Source organism: Streptomyces sp. NPDC002092, from assembly GCF_053593775.1.
Genome location: NZ_JBSFDG010000017.1, coordinates 25,726 through 42,306 on the forward strand (window position 1 = coordinate 25,726; position 16,581 = coordinate 42,306).

Consider the following 16,581-nt stretch of genomic DNA (forward strand, 5'->3'; position numbering starts at 1 on the left):
TCCGCTTCCCTCTGTGATATGGATCACATGGATGCGTGATCAGTGATGAACCACGAGTGCCCCTTTCCTGGCCGGTGGACGCATGTATCTACGAACGGGGTGCACCGTGCACTGAACGCTCCCGGTTGCTTCGTAAGGTTCGCCACGGGCGCCGAATGTTTCGTTCCTCCTGGGTGCGAAGCGTATACGGCGGAGATCAATGCACCGCGATGCCAGCGGCGTTGCCCGCAGATTCACCGCGTACAAGGGGTTGCCACCGTTTAGGAGCTGTCTCTAGGGTGCGGCAACAACGCAGCTTTCTGGATCATCTCCGAAACTTTCGGTCCCAGCGGACGGTCGTGGACGCGCCGTCCCTACCCAAGGAGCGCATGATGGGCGACCGGGCACTGTCCCGCCGCGGCTTCCTGGCGGCCTCCGCCGCGGCCGGTCTGGGCATGACGGCACTGAGCGGATGCGGCGGAGACTCGGACGGAGGGTCGTCGGACGGGACGACCACCATCGAGTGGTGGAACATCTCCACCACTGAGCCGGCGAAGACCGTGTGGGCCGCTCTGGCCAAGAAGTTCGAGGCCCAGAACCCCAAGGTCAAGGTAAAGATCGTCCAGCTGGAGAACGACGCCTACAAGTCGAAGATGACGGCGCTGACCGCCTCCGGGAAGCTCCCCGACATCTTCCACACCTGGGGCGGCGGCGTCCTCAAGCAGCAGGTCGACGCCGGGCTCGTCGAGGATCTCACCGACAAGACCAAGCCCTGGGCCGACGGCATGCTGCCGGTCGCCAAGAAGCCGTACATCCTCGACGACAAGACGTACGCGATCCCGTTCGACATCGGCATGGTCGGCTTCTGGTACAACAAGGCGCTCTTCCAGCAGGCCGGCGTCAGCACGCCCCCGACCACCTGGAGCGGCTTCCTCGACGCCGTGCGCAAGCTGAAGGCCAAGGGCATCACGCCGCTCGCCCTCGCGGGCAAGGAGAAGTGGCCCGGCATGTACTACTGGGCCTATCTCTCGATGCGCACCGCCGGCATCGACGCGCTGCAGAAGGCCAGCGACACCAAGGACTTCACCGGCCCGGGGTTCGTCCAGGCGGGTCAGCACCTCAAGGATCTGGTCCAACTCCAGCCGTTCCAGAGGGGGTTCCTCGGCGCGGCCTACTCCACGCCCACCGGAGAGGCCGCGACCGTCGGCAACGGCAAGGCGGCCATGGAGCTGATGGGCCAGTGGGCGCCGAGCGTGCAGGCGGACCAGGGCAAGGGACTCGGCAAGGACCTCGGCTTCTTCCCGTTCCCCGCGGTCGAGGGCGGAAAGGGCACCATCACCGAGGTGTTCGGCGGCGGCGGCGGACACGCCCTGCGCAAGGGCGCACCGCAGGCGGCCGTCGACTTCCTGAAGTTCTTCGCCTCCAACGCCACCGACATCGAACTGGTCAAGAAGACCAACACCATCCCGGTCGTCCCGGCCGCGGAGAGCGCCCTGTCCGACCCCAACATCAAGGCCGTGGAGGCACAGTTGAAGGCCGCCACCGGCTTCCAGCTCTTCCTCGACCAGGCGTACGCCCCCGCCGTCGGACAGGAGGTCAACGACAGCGTCGCCGCGCTCATCGCCGGCTCCAAGTCCCCCGAGCAGGTCACGCAGTCGATCACGAAGACCGCGAAGGAAGAGCAGTAGCCGGCGATGACCTCCATGTCCTCTGCGTCCTCCAAGGTCCTTCCGGACAAGCGGAGCGGACCGAGCGTCGAACTCCCGCCTCCCGCCGCGGACTTCGCGCGGGGGCGGGCCCGGCGGCGCCTGCTCAACTGGCTCACCGCGGTCGGCTTCCAGGTGCCCGCCCTGGTGCTGTTCATCGGTCTTGTCCTGCTGCCCATGCTGTTCGCCCTGTACACGGCGTTCTTCCGGTGGGGCGGCTTCGGAATGCCCTCCGACTACGCGGGCACGGACAACTTCACCCGGCTCTTCCAGGACGACGTCTTCCTGGGCGACCTGTGGCGCTGCCTGGTCCTGGTCGCGCTGTCGCTCGCGCTGCAGCTGCCGTTCGCGCTCGCCATGGCCGTGGCGCTCAACCAGCGGCTGCGCGGCCGGGCCGTGTACCGGATGCTGTTCTTCGCGCCCTACGTCCTGTCCGAGGCCATCACCGGCGTGCTGTTCAGCATGGTCTTCGCGCCGGGCGACGGGCTCGCCGACCACGTCCTGGGCGCCGTCGGCCTCGACGGACTGGGCGGGGAGTGGTTCGCCGATCCCTCCTACGTCATGGCGACCCTGTTCCTGGTCATGACCTGGAAGTACTTCGGCTTCCACATGATGCTCTACCTGGCCGGACTCCAGTCCATCCCGGCGGAGTTGACGGAGGCGGCGCTGATCGACGGAGCCGGGCCCTGGCAGCGGTTCCGCAACGTCACCCTGCCGCTGCTCGCGCCCACCCTGCGCATCAGCGTCTTCCTCTCCGTCATCGGGGCCATCCAGCTCTTCGACCTGGTGTGGGTGATCACCCAGGGCGGCCCCGACCACCACTCCGAGACGATGGCCGTGACCATGTTCCAGTACGGCTTCAAGCGCTATCAGGTCGGCTACGCCAGCGCGATCAGCGTGGTCATGTTCGGCATCTGCCTCGTCTTCGCCCTCGCCTACCAGCGGTTCGTGCTCCGCCGCGACCTCGAAGGGGCCACCACGAACATGAGGGGAGACGGCGCGTGAAGACCCTGCGCAAACTGCCGCTGCACGTCGTCCTGGTCGCCGTCGGCGCGGTGATGGTCGTACCTCTGCTGTACGCCGTGCTGTCCGGCTTCAAATCGACCGCCGAGCTGTCCCGCAACCCGTTCGGGCTGCCCGAGCACTGGCTGACCGGCAACTACACCGACATCCTCGGTGGCGGCGACTTCTGGCGGCTGCTGGGCAACAGCACCCTGGTCGCGGTGGCGACGACGGTGCTGGTGGTCGCGGTGTCCGCGCTCGCGGCCTTCTCCTTCGCGCGGTTCGCCTTCCGTGGGCGTGAGGTGCTGTTCACCTTCTTCACGATGGGGCTGATGTTCCCCTTCGCGGTGGCCGCCCTGCCGCTGTTTCTCCTCCTGCGCTATCTCGGCCTGCTGGACAACCCGCTCGGCGTGATCCTTCCGCAGGCCGCCTTCGCGCTGCCGATGACGATCATCATCCTGCGCGGCTTCTTCCGGCAGATCCCGGGCGAGCTGGAGGAGGCGGCGACCCTCGACGGGTGCAGCGCCTTCGGGTTCTTCTGGCGGGTGCTGCTGCCGATGGCACGGCCGGCGCTCGGCACCGTCTCGATCCTCGCCGTGGTCGCCAGCTGGAACAACTTCATGCTGCCGCTGCTGGTGTTCACCGACTCCAAGTGGTGGACGCTGCCCCTCGGCGTCGCGCAGTTCCAGGGCCAGTACTCGTCGGAGTACGCGCGCGTCTTCGCCTACCTCGTCCTCGCGATGGTTCCCGCCCTCGCCTTCTACTCGGTCGCCGAGCGGCAGCTCGTCGGCGGCCTCACCGCCGGTGCCACCAAGGGATGAGGCGCACCGGCGTCCGTACGGCCCCGCACCCCACACCGTGAGGAGTCGCACCATGCGCAAGACCACCCGTCTCAGACTCGCCGGAGGCCTCGCCGCCGTCCTGGTCGCCGCCGGGATCGCCTCCGGCCCCGCGGCCCAGGCGAGCCCGAAGCAGCCGACGCTAGCGGAACTGGCCCAGCGCCACGGCCGCTACTTCGGCAGCGCCACCGACAACCCCGAACTCACCGACACCGCCTACACGGCCCTGCTCGGCAGCGAGTTCGACATGATCACGCCCGGCAACGGCATGAAGTGGTACGCCACCGAGCCTCAACAGGGCGTCTTCGACTGGACGAACGGCGACCAGATCGTCGACCTGGCCCGCAAGAACCACCAGCGGGTCCGCGCCCACACCCTGGTCTGGCACAGCCAGCTGCCCGACTGGCTCACCGGCCGCGCATGGACCGCGGACGAGCTCAGGGCCGTACTGAGGAAGCACATCCAGACCGAAGTACGGCACTACCGCGGCAAGGTCTACTCCTGGGACGTCGTCAACGAGGCGTTCAACGAGGACGGCACTTACCGCGAGACCATCTGGTACAAGACGCTCGGCCCCGGCTACATCGCCGACGCGCTGCGCTGGGCCCACCAGGCCGACCCGCACGCCAAGCTCTACCTCAACGACTACAACATCGAGGCGGTCGGCCCGAAGAGCGACGCCTACTACCGGCTGGCGAAGGACCTCAAGGCCCGCAAGGTCCCGCTCGACGGCATCGGACTCCAGGCCCATCTGGCCCTCCAGTACGGCTATCCGACGACCCTGGAGGACAACCTGCGCCGCTTCACCCGGCTCGGCCTCGACACCGCGCTCACCGAGGTCGACGTACGGATGATCCTGCCCGCGACCGACGAGAAGCTGGCGCAGCAGGCCCAGTGGTACCGGGACCTGACCGGGGCATGTCTCGCGGTGCGGCGGTGTGTGGGCATCACCGTGTGGGACTACACCGACAAGTACTCGTGGATCCCGGCGGTCTTCCCCGGCGAGGGCGCCGCGCTGCCGTGGGACGAGCAACTGCAGCCCAAGCCCGCCTACTTCGCGATCAGGGCGGCGCTGGGCGGCAAGTAGAGAACGCCCCGGCGGTGCAGTGGGGAGCACCGCCGGGGTCCGGTCCGGCACCCCCGGCTCAGGGCGCCGGGGGTGCCGTGCTCGACCGCACCACCAGCTCCGTGCCCAGCTCCACCCGGGGGGAGTCGGGTTGTTCACCGCGGGCCAGGCGCAGCACCGTGCCGACGGCCAGCTTGCCCATGGCGGCCAGCGGCTGGCGCACCGTCGTCAGCGGCGGGGCCGACCAGCGCACCTCCGGAAGGTCGTCGAATCCGACCACGCTCATGTCCTGTGGCACCCTGAGGCCCCGTCGGCGCAGTGCCTCGATCGCGCCGAGTGCCATCTGGTCGCTGGCCGCGAACACCGCCGTCGGCGGTTCGGGCAGGTCGAGGAGGGTGTTGCAGCCCTTGAAGCCGGACTCGGGGCGGAAGTCGCCGGGGACGACCAGGTTTTCGTCGACCGGGAGCCCCGCGCCCTCCAGCGCTGCGCGGTGGCCGTCGAAGCGGGCCCTTGAGCACAGCAGCCTGGGCGGGCCCGCGATGAGGCCGATCCTGCGGTGGCCCAGGGACAGCAGATGCTGGGTGGCCGCCATGCCGCCCGACCAGTTGGCGGCGCCGATGGTGGGGACGTCCAGGACGGGGGAGCCCGCCGGGTCGACGACCACCAGCGGGACGCCGAGGGCGCGCAACTCCTCGTGCAGCACCGGTTCCAGCGCCGAGGTGACCAGGATGACGCCGTCACAGGCGCGGGCCCGCAGATTGCGCATCCACTCGCGGGCGTCACCGGAGCGGCCGTGGATCGCCGACACCACGGTGCCGACCCCGGCCGCGTGCGCAGCCTCCTCGACGCCGCGGATGATCTCCACCGCCCATGGGCTGTCGAGGTCGTTGAAGACCAGGTCGAGCAGGGCGGCACCGGTCGCGGGGGCGGCGGCGCGTCTGCGGTGGCCGTGCCGCAGCAGCAGGTCCTCGATTCGGGCACGGGTCTGCGGTGAGACGTCGGAGCGACCGTTGACGACCCGGGACACGGTCGGCACCGAGACTCCCGCCTGCCGGGCGATCTCCGTGATCGTGACCTTGCCGCGGACCTCGGACGGCGCCTCTGCGGCGGCTTCGTCTGTCGTCAATTCCCCACCTCCGTCGACGTGACCGACACACGTCACTACGCGCAGTGATCGCCCCCGCACATGCGTCGGGGCCGGTTCGCAGGTGTCCTTGCGACCGGCCCCTCAAGTCTCCGGGCGGTGTGGCGCACCGCCCGGTGCCGCTCAGGCGGCCGTCATCACCTGGCCGGCGCCCAGCGGGCGGTGCGGCGCGATGATCTGGCCGTCCGGCAGGAGCTCACCGGTGTCCTCGAAGAGCAGAACGCCGTTGCACAGCAGGCTCCACCCCTGCTCCGGGTGGTGCGCCACGAGTCGGGCGGATTCCCGGTCGGCGGAGTGGGCTGTCGGACACGGTGGCTGGTGCTGGCACATTGATGGGATCTTTCGCTCTGTCGTGATGGGTGAGATGGCTGTCTTGTCTGTCCCGCGGCTTGAAGCTCCGTTCATGGCCGCCCCCCGTAGTGATAAGTCGGTCCAGTCCCAGTGTTGCCCCACGGACGTCAATCCGCAGGGATTTCGCAGCACCGCTTCTCACAGGTTGAGGACGCATCCCCCGCACGGACGGTTCAGTCCAACTGCACTGTCACTTCGGGTGGTTCTCCGTGGCCGGATGGGGCTAGTCCTTCCAGGTCAAGGACCTTTTGAGGCTCGTACGAGCAATTGGCTGCTCGTACGAGCGAATTGCCGGGCGGAAAAGCGTCGTACCCCGCTTCGGGGAATTCCGGGAAGCGGGGTACGAAAGGTGTGGCGACGGGAGGCGGTCAGGCGGGCGAGCCCAAGAGCGGGACGGGAGTCACCCGATGGGTCAGCACCGGGAGCAGTTCGGCGACGCGGTGCGGGCGGTGGGCGGCGATGCCGGGCGGCGCCGGCGCCAGCGGCACCAGCAGGTCCGTGGCGGCGGGGTGGCCGGTGGCGCCGTCCGCGGTGCAGTCGCCGTGCAGCCACAGTGTGAGCATGTACAGGCTGGGTACCGAGAGGAGGCGTGGCTGGTAGGGCTGGCTCATCGTCTCGGCCTGGCGCAGGGCGCGCTCGGTGGAGGCGATGTAGGGGCCCTCGAAGAAGTGCGAGAAGGCCCAGCCGTCGGGGGTCAACATGGTGTCGGCGGCGGCCACCGAGCGCTCGCCGCAGCGGATCAGGAAGCGCCACCCGGCCAGCCTGGTGGCGGACACGCCCGCGGGGCTGAGTTCGTCCAGTACGTGTACGGGCAGCGGGAGTTCGGGGGTTGCGGGGCCCTGGGAGCGCAGCAGCGAGGGAGTTCGGGCCTCGCGGACCGCGGTGGGGGAACCGAGCGCGGTCAGGACGGTACGAAGGGCGGGCGCGGGAGCCGGGGGGACATGCAGCGGCATGGTGGGTCGCCTCTCATTCGACAGGCACAGTGGCGCGAGGGCGGGGGCGGACGGCGCTGTCTGCTCACGGGGCCAGAGGGGCGGGGGCCGGGGCCTGGGAACGAGGAGTGTGGCTGAGGCCTGCCGCACGTCACCTCGACGGCAGGTTCCATGACCGCGGGCGCCGACCCTCTGTCTTGTTCGCGGAGTTTATACGACATGTGTTCAGACCGTGTTTCGTCTAGCCGTTTCCGGTGCACTCGGCAAGGGCGTATCCGGTCGGCGATACGCAGGAATCATCCCGATTCCGCTCCCGCCTTACGCCGGTGACCTCGGGGAATAGTCAGGGAGCGGTCGGCTAATTCTCGTCGGCGTTTTTCACGAGTTCGTCGCCGGCCCGAAACTGCACCGTGCTCCATGCCCGGTGAATGTGCCAACGGTCACGCGCATCAGAGTAGCGGGCGCCGTGGGTGCGCGGGGACGTTATCGATCGCCGCGGCTGGGCATCATCCCACGTGACCCCGACACCGGGCGGCCGGATCTTCGGGCCGCCCACGCGAGGAGGGACGCTTCGATGGGGGAGAAGGTCGTGGCAGGCCGGTTCGACCTGTCCGATCGGCAGCACTACCGCGACAAGCTCCGCAAGTGCCTGACGGGACTGGAGCGGCTCCTGGACGAGAAGCGGTTCGATCGCCCGAAGAACCTCATGGGGCTGGAGATCGAGCTGAATCTGGCCGGTGGCGACGGCATGCCGAAAATGCTCAATGCACAGGTTCTCGAGCGGATCGCAAGCCGTGATTTCCAAACAGAACTCGCCATGTTCAATCTGGAAGTCAACATTGCCCCACATCGATTGGGTGGCCGGGTATTCGACCGGCTCGCCGAGGAACTCACGACCTCGCTGGCATATGCCCATCGAAAAGCGCAGGAGCTCGACGCGGGAATCGTGATGATCGGCATTCTGCCGACCCTCGACCGGGACGACCTGGTCTCCTCCAACCTCTCCGACGTCGACCGCTACGCCCTGCTCAACGAGCAGATCGTGGCCGCCCGCGGCGAGGACTTCGTCCTCGACATCGACGGCGTGGAGCGCCTCACCTGTACCTCGAAGTCGATAGCACCGGAGGCCGCCTGCACCTCCGTACAGCTGCACCTCCAGGTGACCCCGGGCCGCTTCGCAGACGTCTGGAACGCCGCGCAGGCCGTCGCCGCCGCCCAGATCGCCGTCGGCGCCAACTCGCCTTTCCTGTTCGGCCGTGAACTGTGGCGCGAGTCCAGGCCCCCGCTCTTCCAGCAGTCCACCGACACCCGTCCGCCGGAGCTGCAGGCCCAGGGCGTTCGCCCGCGCACCTGGTTCGGGGAGCGCTGGATCTCCTCGGCGTACGACCTGTTCGAGGAGAACGTGCGGTTCTTCCCTGCCCTGCTGCCGATCTCGGACGAGGAGGACCCGCTGCGGGTCCTCGACGAGGGCGGCGTCCCCAAGCTCGCCGAACTCGTCCTGCACAACGGCACGGTGTACCGCTGGAACCGCCCGGTCTACGGCATCGCCGACGGCGTCCCGCATCTGCGCGTCGAGAACCGCGTCCTGCCTGCCGGGCCCACCGTCACCGACGTCATCGCCAACGCGGCCTTCTACTACGGACTCGTCCGCGCCCTCGCCGAGGAGTCGCGGCCCGTGTGGACCCGGCTGCCCTTCGAGGCGGCCGCCGCGAACTTCGACGCCGCCTGCAAGCACGGCATCGACGCCCGCCTGGAGTGGCCGCGGCGGGGCCGGTACGGCGGCACCGCGCAGGTCGACGCGGTGAGCCTCGTACGCGACGAACTGCTGCCGCTCGCCGAGGCGGGGCTGGACGCCTGGGGAGTCGAACGCGCCGACCGGGACCTCTACCTGGGCGTCATCGACGAGCGCTGCCGGCGCCGGGTGAACGGCGCGACGTGGCAGGCGGCGACGTTCCATCGGGCCCTGGAGACCGGGCTGTCGCGGGATGCCGCGCTGGCGGCGACGACTCGCAGGTACAGCGAGCTGATGCGGGTGGGGGAGCCGGTGCACACCTGGCCCGTGGGGCTGCCGGAGCCTGTGCCCGTACGCTAGCCGCGCTCTGCTGGGTGAGCAATGGGTCGTCTTTAGTCTGCGGCGCCGTCGTGGCCGGTCGCGCCCCGCGACGGAGCCGCAAATCGATACAGCCCCGCGCCCCTGAAGGGGCGCTGCCGGACCATAGCGGGATTTCGACGGTCACCGACTGGATCTGTGACGGGTCGCTGACCGACTGGCCCGGGCCGCACGTCGCCTCGGCTGTCTGCTCGGCCTCCTGGCGGTCGGCGCCGGAGCCCACCGCGATCATGATGCTTCGGCCACCCCAGCGACTCGGCGGTCGCGGGCGCCATGGCCATGCCGATCGGCGTGGAGGCGACCGCGCCCACCGGAGTCACATCGATCGGGCCGTTGTCCGCCGTGATCTGATCGATCCGAAGCTACGAGTCCCGCACCCACAGCTGCGCGTCCGGCTTCTTGCCCGCGGTCACCGTGACCACGACACAGCGCCCGTCGGAGGTGATGTTGCTGCGCCGAGCCTGCTTCGCCGCGGCCACCGTGCGGAGCCGCGCCCGTGAGCGGGGGTCGCTGCCGCCCGCCTCATACTGATCGGGCAAGCTGTGACGTCCCATGACGGTGGTGCCCCTCCCTGTTGAACCTCGTGCCGGACCGCGGCCGTATGGCATGCAAGGGGGATGGATTACTCAACTGGAGGCAGGTGTGCAGGCAGAGGCGGGCCCGGTGGCCGATTCTTTTCCGCCGGAACGGCCCTCGCGACGGATTCTCCGTGACGAGACACTGCTCGTTCTGGGGCTTTCGCTCGGTGCGAGTGGTGTGTCCGCCCTGATCAGCTTTGTCGGATCGGTCACGAAACCAGGGGGGCTCAAGGAGCAGGCGGCCACCCTCAACGCCTCGGCCGCGCCGGGCCGCCCCTGGCTGGATCTGGCCTGGCAGCTGTTCGGGATCACCACGGCCCTGGTGCCCGTCGCACTGGTCGCGCACCTCCTGCTGCGCGAGGGCAAGGGCCTGCGCACCCTCGGCTTCGACCGCACCCGGCCATGGCCCGACCTCGGGCGGGGCGCCGGGATCGCGGCGGTGATCGGCAGCACCGGAATCGCCTTCTACCTGGCCGCACGCGGGCTCGGCTTCAACCTCACGGTGGTGCCGGAGGCGCTGCCCGACGTGTGGTGGAAGTACCCCGTGCTGGTCCTGTCGGCGATGCAGAACGCGATCCTCGAAGAGGTCATCGTCGTCGGCTATCTGCTGCGCCGGCTCGGGCAGTTGGGCTGGACACCGGGGACCGCACTGGTGGCCAGCTCCGTACTGCGCGGCTCGTACCACCTCTACCAGGGCATCGGCGGCTTCGTCGGCAACATGGTGATGGGTGTGGTGTTCGTGTACCTGTACCGGCGCTGGGGCCGGGTGGGCCCCCTGGTGGTGGCGCATTCCCTGCTCGACATCGGGGCGTTCGTGGGGTACGCGCTGCTGGCCGGGAAAGTGGGCTGGCTGCCGACGGCGTGAGCGCCGGCAGCCCGGCCTGCTAGGCGAGCAGCGCGCCCTCGATCACCGTGACCGCGCGTCCGCTCAGCAGCGTGCGGTCGCCGCGCAGCTGCGTGCGGACACGGCCGGAGCGGGGCGAGGCCTGCAGGCCGGTGAGATCGGTGCGGCCGAGCCGGTCGGACCAGAACGGCGCGAGAGCGGTGTGGGCGCTGCCGGTGACCGGGTCCTCGTCGATGCCGGCGTTCGGGAAGAAGCAGCGGGAGACGAAGTCGTAGCCCCGGGTGGGGTCCTCGGCGCGGGCGGTGGCGATGATGCCGCGCTCCGAGTAGGCGCCGAGCGCCTTGTGGTCGGGGGTGAGGGCGTGAACCGTCTTCTCGTCGGCGAGTTCGAGCAGCAGGTCACCGACGTTCGGGCCGGTGTCGAAGGCGGCGCGCGGCTCCGCGCTCAGCGCTTGGGCGACACCGTCCGGGACCTCGACCGGTGTGAGCGGCGCCGTCGGGAAGTCCAGGGTGATCGAGCCGTCCTCCTGGGGTGTGGCGATGAGGACGCCGCTGCGGGTGGCGAACCGCACCGCGCCCTCGTGGGCGCCGGTCGTGTGCAGCACATGGGCGGTGGCCAGCGTCGCGTGACCGCACATGTTGACCTCGGTCGCGGGCGTGAACCAGCGCAGCGCCCAGTCGGCGTCCCCGCCCGCGGGCAGCCGGTGTGCGAACGCGGTCTCGGCGTGGTTGACCTCCAGGGCGATCTTCTGGAGCCGGTCGTCGTCGGGGAAGTCGTCGAGAAGCAGGACGCCGGCGGGGTTGCCGGCGAAGGGGCGGTCGGTGAAGGCGTCGACGATTCGGATTCGCATGGCTTCGACGCTAGGGCGGAGTGGAGTCTTCCACCAAGGCCAATCCGGGGCGGGTGGACCGATTTCGGGGCCGAGTGCCTTAGCGAAGCGGCCCTCGGCTGACACCCTGTTGTCGACCGTTCAGCCTTTGCCCAGGAGGCCGTCATGTCACAGCCGTCCGTGCTCTCCGCCCTGCTCGCCGGGCTGCGGGGGGGATCGATCGAAGTCGTCGACCTCACCTCGCCGCTGTCGTCGACCACACCGGTGATCCAGCTGCCGCCCCAGTTCGGCCAGACCCAGGTCTTCGAGCTGGAGGAGATCAGCCGGTACGACGACCGGGGGCCGGCCTGGTACTGGAACAACTTCCGCAGCGGTGAGCACACCGGCACCCACTTCGACGCACCCGTCCACTGGGTCACCGGGAAGGACCTCGCCGATGTCGCCTCGGTACCGGCGGGCCGGCTGATCGCCCCCGCTGTCGTACTCGACTTCTCCGAGCACGCCGCCAAGGATCCCGACTTCCTGGTCGAGGTGGACCACATCAAGGCCTGGGAGGCCGACAACGGGCCCTTGCCCGAAGGGGGTTGGCTGCTGCTGCGCACCGGCTGGGACGCCCGCTCGCAGTCGCAGGAGGCCTTCCTCAACGCCGACGAGAACGGCCCGCACACCCCCGGCCTGTCACCGGAGTGCGCCCGCTGGGTCGCCGAGGAGTCCCCGGTGCTCGGCCTCGGCACGGAGACGGTCGGCACGGACGCGGGACGGGCGCACTCCTTCGACCCGGCCTTCCCCTGCCACTCCTACTTCCTGGGCGCCGACAAGTACGGGCTGACCCAACTGCAGAACCTCGGCTCCCTGCCCCCGACCGGTGCCGTCGTCATCGCGGGACCGCTGCCCATCGTCTCGGGCTCCGGATCCCCCGCACGCGTACTCGCCCTGGTGGAGCGGTCGTGAAGGTCGCCGAAGCCGTCGGGCGGGCCCTGGTCGCGTCGGGGATCGACCATGTCTTCGGGGTGGTCGGCTCCGGAAACTTCCATCTGACCAACGCCATGGTGGCGGCCGGCGCGCGGTTCGTCGCCGCACGGCACGAAGGCGGCGCGGCGACCATGGCCGACGCGTACGCCCGCACGAGCGGGACGGTCGCCGCGCTCAGTGTCCACCAGGGCCCCGGCCTGACAAACGCCCTGACCGGCATCACCGAGGCCGCCAAGAGCCGTACCCCGCTGCTGGTGCTGGCCGCCGAGGCGACCGCGCAGCGCTCCAACTTCCGTATCGACCAAGCCGTGTTGGCGCACTCCGTCGGTGCCGTCACCGCGCGTGTGACGACCGCGCACGACGCCGTCGAACAGGCCCGCGCGGCCCTCCAGCGGGCCCGGCACGAGCGGCGCACGGTCCTGCTGAACCTGCCGCTGGAGGTGCAGGCCCTCGACGTGCCAGACGCGGCCCTCCTGGACGCCCACCCCATGCCCGCACGAGAACCGGCCGAGCCGTCCGGGACCGGGGTGGCGGAGTTGGTACGGGCCCTCGAAGAAGCCCGGCGTCCGGTCTTCGTCGCCGGCCGGGGCGCGCGCACCACCGGCAGCCGCGACGCGCTCCTCGCCCTGGCCGGCCGGTACGGCGCGCTCCTGGCGACCTCGGCCGTGGCCCGCGGCCTGTTCCACGCGAGCCCCTACTCGCTCGACGTGTCCGGCGGCTTCGCCTCGCCCCTCGCGGTCGAACTGGTCCGGGGCGCCGACCTGATCGTCGGCTGGGGCTGCGCGCTGAACATGTGGACCATGCGGCACGGCAGCCTGATCGGTGCCGGCGCCACCGTCGTCCAGGTCGACGACGACCCGGAGGCGCTCGGGGCGCACCGAGGGGTCACGCTGGGCGTCACCGGCGACGTGGAACGCACGGCGCGGCGGGCACTGGAGGCCGGCGGCGAGAGCCGCACCGGCTACCGCACGCCCCACGTCACCGAGGCCCTCGCCGCACGGGTCCGGTGGCGGGACGTGCCGTACGAGGACGAGGGCACCCGGGAGCGGATCGACCCGCGGACGCTGAGCATCGCGCTCGACGACATCCTCCCCGCCGAGCGGGTCGTCGGCGTCGACTCCGGCAACTTCATGGGCTACCCGAGCGCGTATCTCTCGGTGCCGGACCACAACGGGTTCTGCTTCACCCAGGCCTTCCAGTCGATCGGCCTGGGCCTCGCGACCACCATCGGCGCGGCCCTCGCCCAGCCGGACCGGCTCCCCGTGGCCGCCCTCGGCGACGGCGGTGCGCTGATGAGCGCCGTGGAACTCGACACCGTGCGCCGGCTGGGGCTGCCGATGGTGGTGGTCGTCTACAACGACGAGGCCTACGGAGCGGAGGTGCACCATTTCGGCCCCGACGGCTTCCCGCTGGACACGGTCACCTTCCCGGAGACGGACATCGCCGCCGTGGCCCGCGGCTACGGCTTCGAGGCGGTCACCGTGCGCACGCCCGCCGACCTCAAGGCTGTACAGGACTGGGTCGCCGGACCGCGCTCGGCACCCCTGCTGATCGACGCCAAGGTGACCCGCGAGCACGGTTCCTGGTGGCTGGAGGAGGCGTTCCGCGGCCACTGAGCGCCGGATGGTCCGGCCCTTACCCGGGGCCGGGCCTACGACTGGGAGTCATCACTCCATCGACTCCAGAATGCGGTCGAGTGTCCGGCGCCCCAGTCCGCTCATCGCCGGATTGCTCTCGGCGTAGTACCAGACCAGACCCATCGACTGCTCGAACGCCCATGCCTTGCCGCGCTCCCACTCCAGGTCGTCACAGCCCAGTGTCCGCCGCAGCACTTCCCGCGGGCCCGGCTGCAGCAGATGCCAGGCACTGATCAGGTCCAGTGCAGGGTCGGCGGGGCCGAAGCCGCCGGTGTCGAGTACGCCGCTGAGCCGGCCTCCCGAGACCAGTACGTTGCCGGGGATCAGGTCACCATGGCTCATCACGTCCGCACCCGTGCGTGGCAACTCCCGAAAGCGGCTCCACACCTTGCGCAGCGGGGGCACGTCGAGCAGCCCCTCACTCTCCTCGAAGCAGGTCGCCATCCACTCGTCGTGATGAGCGAGAACGCCGCCGCGATGGTCGCCGTTGAAGAGCCGCCCCCGGGTGTCGACCCCCCGCAGGGCTGCGATGAAGGCCGCGAGATCCTCGGCAAAAGCGTCCGACCCGCTCGGGTCGGCATCGGAGGCGACCGTTCCCGGCAGCCAGGTCTGGACCGACCACGGCATGGGGTAGCCCGCTCCGGGCTTTCCCAGGGCGACGGGCTCCGGGGCGGGGAACCGGGACACCCGAGCCAGCTCGGCGCTCGCCCGGGTTTCCTGTTCCAGAACCGCCAGCGCCTCCGCGGCATCGGCCACCCGCAGGGGGAAACGCGCAGAGAGGTCGTTCCCGATACGGAAGACGGCGTTGACCGTCCCGGTCGACGACAGGGGCTGGACCGCCTTGCCGCTCCACTGAGGGAACTGTTCGTGGATCAAGGTCGCGACGGTCTCGGCGGTCACGTCCACTTGGTCGTCATGCATGGCCATGACAGCCAGTCTCCGTGTGTCAGGGTCCGGAGATCAACTGGGATTTGCGTCCCTCCAGGCGTTCCGGTGAGTGTTGCCATGCGAAGAGTTCCGATATATCGTTGACGCATCGCGACAGATCAACGATGGAATGGAGTGATTGCGATGCGTTCCCATGGATTCGAGCGTGGACACGGTGGACCCGGCCCTCGCGGCCGGGGTGGTTTCGAGGGTCGGCGCGGTGCCTTCGGCCCCTTCGGGCCGGGTGGACCCGGCGGCGGTCCGGGTGGCTTCGGCTTCGGCGGACCCGGCTTCGGCCCGGGCCCCTGGGGGCCACGAGGGCGCGGCGGACCGAGGGGCAGGGCGCGGCGAGGTGACGTACGGGCATCGATCCTGGCCCTGCTGAAGGACCGGCCCATGCACGGTTACGAGATGATCCAGGAGATCGCCGAGCGCAGCGGCGGGGCGTGGAAGCCCAGCCCCGGCTCGGTGTACCCCACCCTCCAGCTGCTGGAGGACGAGGGCCTGATCACCAGCGCGAGCGAGGGCGGCAAGAAGCTCTTCTCGCTCACCGAGTCCGGCCGCGCCGCGGCCGACGAGGGCCCGGACGCGCCCTGGGAGGAAGCCTCCCGCGGCATCGACTTCGAGGCGCTCGGTGAGATCCGCCAGGCCGGCTTCGGTCTGATGGAGGCCTTCGGCCAGGTCTGGAAGACCGGCAACAAGGAGCAGCGCGAGAAGGCGCTGACGGTCATCAACGAGGCCCGCAAGAAGCTGTACCTGATCCTCGCCGACGAGGACTGACAGTTCTCACGGCGACGAAGACGCCCCGCGGAGTGGTCCGCGGGGCGCCTTCCCGTGTCCGGCGGTCAGGACACCAGCCCGGCGAGCTTGCGCAGCGACTCGTTCAACGCGGCGGTCCCCGAGTCCTTCAGCCTGCCCGCCATCAAAGTGACGGCGGCGCCCGTGAACTCGCCGTCGATGCGGACCTTCGTGGCCTCGCCCTCGGGCGTCAGGGTGTAGCGCGTGGCCACGTTCACCGCCATCGGGCCCTTGCCCTTGATGGCGAAGACCCGGGCCGGTTCCAGTTCCGCGATGGTCCACTCGACCTCGGCCGGGAACCCCATCAGCTTCATGTTTTCCTGGAAGGTCCCGCCCACTTCGAGCGCCGCCGGACCGCCCTGCGGGAAGCTGGTGTGGGTGGCGTTCCACTCGCCGTACGCGGGCCAGTCCATCAGCTGTGCCCACACCTTCTCGGCCGGCGCCTCGATCCGTGCCTCCGCGTTGATTTCGGGCATGCGACCACCTCTTCGTGTCGGGCTGTGGTGTCGCGGAACGTAGCCGCAGGGCCTGGAACATTCAATACTGATGAACCGTCAGGAAGTGTGGGCCTTTCTCCGTGCGCCCCCGAGCGGTCAGCCGACCCGGCGGATCACCGCGGCGTCGAAGAGATCCCAGGCGCGCGGGAGGGTGCTCTCGTCGTGGCAGTGCCAGGCGTCCCAGAACAGGTCGGCGGGCAGCGCGTCCTCCGGGGCGTCCACCCGGTACACGTACTGCTTGCCGTCGACGGCCGGCAGGGACACCAGCCGGCACCCGCTCTCCACGCACTTCCTGGACGTGCGACGGGGCGCTGTGGTTGCACGCCGGGCGCATGGCAAGGCGGCGCGCGCCTCTGCGGGCAGAACGGCC

At 69.9% G+C, this 16,581-nt stretch carries 17 protein-coding genes; 9 read left to right on the forward strand and 8 right to left on the reverse strand.

Going from position 1 to position 16,581, the window contains the following annotated elements:
• Nucleotides 1-371 precede the first annotated feature (371 nt).
• From ACWCRD_RS33620 to ACWCRD_RS33635, 4 genes are read left to right on the forward strand one after another with little or no spacing between them, the layout of a single operon-like run.
• Complete coding sequence (locus tag ACWCRD_RS33620) at nt 372-1,667, forward strand: extracellular solute-binding protein (RefSeq protein ID WP_450969521.1); 1,296 nt, start codon at nt 372-374, stop codon at nt 1,665-1,667.
• Nucleotides 1,668-1,682: 15 nt separating this feature from the next.
• Nucleotides 1,683-2,690, forward strand: coding sequence for a carbohydrate ABC transporter permease (locus ACWCRD_RS33625; RefSeq protein WP_450969522.1), 1,008 nt, complete (start codon nt 1,683-1,685; stop codon nt 2,688-2,690).
• A gap of 53 nt (nt 2,691-2,743) precedes the next feature.
• Nucleotides 2,744-3,508: a carbohydrate ABC transporter permease gene (locus tag ACWCRD_RS33630; protein WP_450969665.1), complete on the forward strand. Its 765-nt coding sequence runs from the start codon at nt 2,744-2,746 to the stop codon at nt 3,506-3,508.
• Nucleotides 3,509-3,560: 52 nt separating this feature from the next.
• Nucleotides 3,561-4,613: an endo-1,4-beta-xylanase gene (locus ACWCRD_RS33635; protein ID WP_450969523.1), complete on the forward strand. Its 1,053-nt coding sequence runs from the start codon at nt 3,561-3,563 to the stop codon at nt 4,611-4,613.
• A gap of 58 nt (nt 4,614-4,671) precedes the next feature.
• Here ACWCRD_RS33635 and ACWCRD_RS33640 read toward each other — a convergent pair whose 3' ends face one another.
• The 3 genes from ACWCRD_RS33640 to ACWCRD_RS33650 form a co-directional block, all read right to left on the reverse strand.
• Nucleotides 4,672-5,718, reverse strand: a complete 1,047-nt coding sequence (locus tag ACWCRD_RS33640; protein WP_450969524.1) for a LacI family DNA-binding transcriptional regulator — start codon at nt 5,716-5,718, stop codon at nt 4,672-4,674.
• A 141-nt stretch (nt 5,719-5,859) separates the two neighbouring features.
• Complete coding sequence (locus ACWCRD_RS33645; RefSeq protein ID WP_115913979.1) at nt 5,860-6,066, reverse strand: DUF5999 family protein; 207 nt, start codon at nt 6,064-6,066, stop codon at nt 5,860-5,862.
• Nucleotides 6,067-6,455: 389 nt separating this feature from the next.
• On the reverse strand, nt 6,456-7,040 hold the full coding sequence (locus ACWCRD_RS33650; protein WP_344399170.1) for a hypothetical protein: 585 nt from the start codon (nt 7,038-7,040) through the stop codon (nt 6,456-6,458).
• Nucleotides 7,041-7,593: 553 nt separating this feature from the next.
• On the opposite strand from ACWCRD_RS33650, the gene ACWCRD_RS33655 reads away from it, so the two are divergent.
• Entirely contained in the window at nt 7,594-9,111 is a 1,518-nt protein-coding gene (locus ACWCRD_RS33655) for a glutamate-cysteine ligase family protein (protein WP_450969525.1), read from the forward strand.
• A 380-nt stretch (nt 9,112-9,491) separates the two neighbouring features.
• Here ACWCRD_RS33655 and ACWCRD_RS33660 read toward each other — a convergent pair whose 3' ends face one another.
• The gene (locus tag ACWCRD_RS33660; protein WP_450969526.1) at nt 9,492-9,668 is read right to left on the reverse strand and encodes a hypothetical protein; all 177 of its coding nucleotides are present in this window, start codon (nt 9,666-9,668) and stop codon (nt 9,492-9,494) included.
• A gap of 103 nt (nt 9,669-9,771) precedes the next feature.
• Between ACWCRD_RS33660 and ACWCRD_RS33665 the strand changes: the two genes are divergently transcribed.
• Complete coding sequence (locus tag ACWCRD_RS33665) at nt 9,772-10,572, forward strand: CPBP family intramembrane glutamic endopeptidase (RefSeq protein WP_450969527.1); 801 nt, start codon at nt 9,772-9,774, stop codon at nt 10,570-10,572.
• 19 nt (nt 10,573-10,591) lie between these two features.
• Here the strand turns inward: ACWCRD_RS33665 and ACWCRD_RS33670 are convergent, their stop codons facing one another.
• A complete protein-coding gene (locus ACWCRD_RS33670) occupies nt 10,592-11,401 on the reverse strand; it encodes a PhzF family phenazine biosynthesis protein (RefSeq protein ID WP_450969528.1) in 810 nt (269 codons plus the stop codon).
• A 144-nt stretch (nt 11,402-11,545) separates the two neighbouring features.
• On the opposite strand from ACWCRD_RS33670, the gene ACWCRD_RS33675 reads away from it, so the two are divergent.
• Both ACWCRD_RS33675 and ACWCRD_RS33680 read left to right on the forward strand, forming a co-directional pair.
• Nucleotides 11,546-12,331 carry a cyclase family protein gene (locus ACWCRD_RS33675; RefSeq protein ID WP_450969529.1) on the forward strand — a complete coding sequence of 262 codons (786 nt, stop codon included), beginning with the start codon at nt 11,546-11,548 and terminating at the stop codon, nt 12,329-12,331.
• Nucleotides 12,328-13,968, forward strand: a complete 1,641-nt coding sequence (locus tag ACWCRD_RS33680) for a thiamine pyrophosphate-binding protein (protein ID WP_450969530.1) — start codon at nt 12,328-12,330, stop codon at nt 13,966-13,968. The genes ACWCRD_RS33675 and ACWCRD_RS33680 overlap by 4 nt, the downstream gene beginning before the upstream one ends.
• A 51-nt stretch (nt 13,969-14,019) precedes the next feature.
• On the opposite strand, the gene ACWCRD_RS33685 is transcribed toward ACWCRD_RS33680, so the two are convergent.
• Nucleotides 14,020-14,916, reverse strand: coding sequence for an aminoglycoside phosphotransferase family protein (locus tag ACWCRD_RS33685; RefSeq protein WP_450969531.1), 897 nt, complete (start codon nt 14,914-14,916; stop codon nt 14,020-14,022).
• Between the two features lie 144 nt (nt 14,917-15,060).
• On the opposite strand from ACWCRD_RS33685, the gene ACWCRD_RS33690 reads away from it, so the two are divergent.
• Nucleotides 15,061-15,696, forward strand: coding sequence for a PadR family transcriptional regulator (locus ACWCRD_RS33690; protein WP_344399177.1), 636 nt, complete (start codon nt 15,061-15,063; stop codon nt 15,694-15,696).
• 65 nt (nt 15,697-15,761) lie between these two features.
• On the opposite strand, the gene ACWCRD_RS33695 is transcribed toward ACWCRD_RS33690, so the two are convergent.
• Both ACWCRD_RS33695 and ACWCRD_RS33700 read right to left on the reverse strand, forming a co-directional pair.
• Nucleotides 15,762-16,190 (reverse strand): type II toxin-antitoxin system Rv0910 family toxin, encoded by a 429-nt coding sequence (locus ACWCRD_RS33695; protein WP_450969532.1) that lies wholly within the window; start codon nt 16,188-16,190, stop codon nt 15,762-15,764.
• Nucleotides 16,191-16,307: 117 nt separating this feature from the next.
• Nucleotides 16,308-16,496 (reverse strand): hypothetical protein, encoded by a 189-nt coding sequence (locus ACWCRD_RS33700; RefSeq protein ID WP_450969673.1) that lies wholly within the window; start codon nt 16,494-16,496, stop codon nt 16,308-16,310.
• Nucleotides 16,497-16,581 lie beyond the last annotated feature (85 nt).

What these genes read in the sequence shown, in the direction of transcription:
- ACWCRD_RS33620 (WP_450969521.1), top strand. Translation starts at nt 372, where the DNA reads ATGGGCGACCGGGCACTGTCCCGCCGCGGCTTCCTGGCGGCCTCCGCC.
- ACWCRD_RS33625 (WP_450969522.1), top strand. Translation starts at nt 1,683, where the DNA reads ATGTCCTCTGCGTCCTCCAAGGTCCTTCCGGACAAGCGGAGCGGACCG.
- ACWCRD_RS33630 (WP_450969665.1), top strand. Translation starts at nt 2,744, where the DNA reads ATGGTCGTACCTCTGCTGTACGCCGTGCTGTCCGGCTTCAAATCGACC.
- ACWCRD_RS33635 (WP_450969523.1), top strand. Translation starts at nt 3,561, where the DNA reads ATGCGCAAGACCACCCGTCTCAGACTCGCCGGAGGCCTCGCCGCCGTC.
- ACWCRD_RS33645 (WP_115913979.1), bottom strand. Translation starts at nt 6,066, where the DNA reads ATGTGCCAGCACCAGCCACCGTGTCCGACAGCCCACTCCGCCGACCGG.
- ACWCRD_RS33650 (WP_344399170.1), bottom strand. Translation starts at nt 7,040, where the DNA reads ATGCCGCTGCATGTCCCCCCGGCTCCCGCGCCCGCCCTTCGTACCGTC.
- ACWCRD_RS33655 (WP_450969525.1), top strand. Translation starts at nt 7,594, where the DNA reads ATGGGGGAGAAGGTCGTGGCAGGCCGGTTCGACCTGTCCGATCGGCAG.
- ACWCRD_RS33670 (WP_450969528.1), bottom strand. Translation starts at nt 11,401, where the DNA reads ATGCGAATCCGAATCGTCGACGCCTTCACCGACCGCCCCTTCGCCGGC.
- ACWCRD_RS33675 (WP_450969529.1), top strand. Translation starts at nt 11,546, where the DNA reads ATGTCACAGCCGTCCGTGCTCTCCGCCCTGCTCGCCGGGCTGCGGGGG.
- ACWCRD_RS33685 (WP_450969531.1), bottom strand. Translation starts at nt 14,916, where the DNA reads ATGGCCATGCATGACGACCAAGTGGACGTGACCGCCGAGACCGTCGCG.
- ACWCRD_RS33690 (WP_344399177.1), top strand. Translation starts at nt 15,061, where the DNA reads ATGCGTTCCCATGGATTCGAGCGTGGACACGGTGGACCCGGCCCTCGC.
- ACWCRD_RS33695 (WP_450969532.1), bottom strand. Translation starts at nt 16,190, where the DNA reads ATGCCCGAAATCAACGCGGAGGCACGGATCGAGGCGCCGGCCGAGAAG.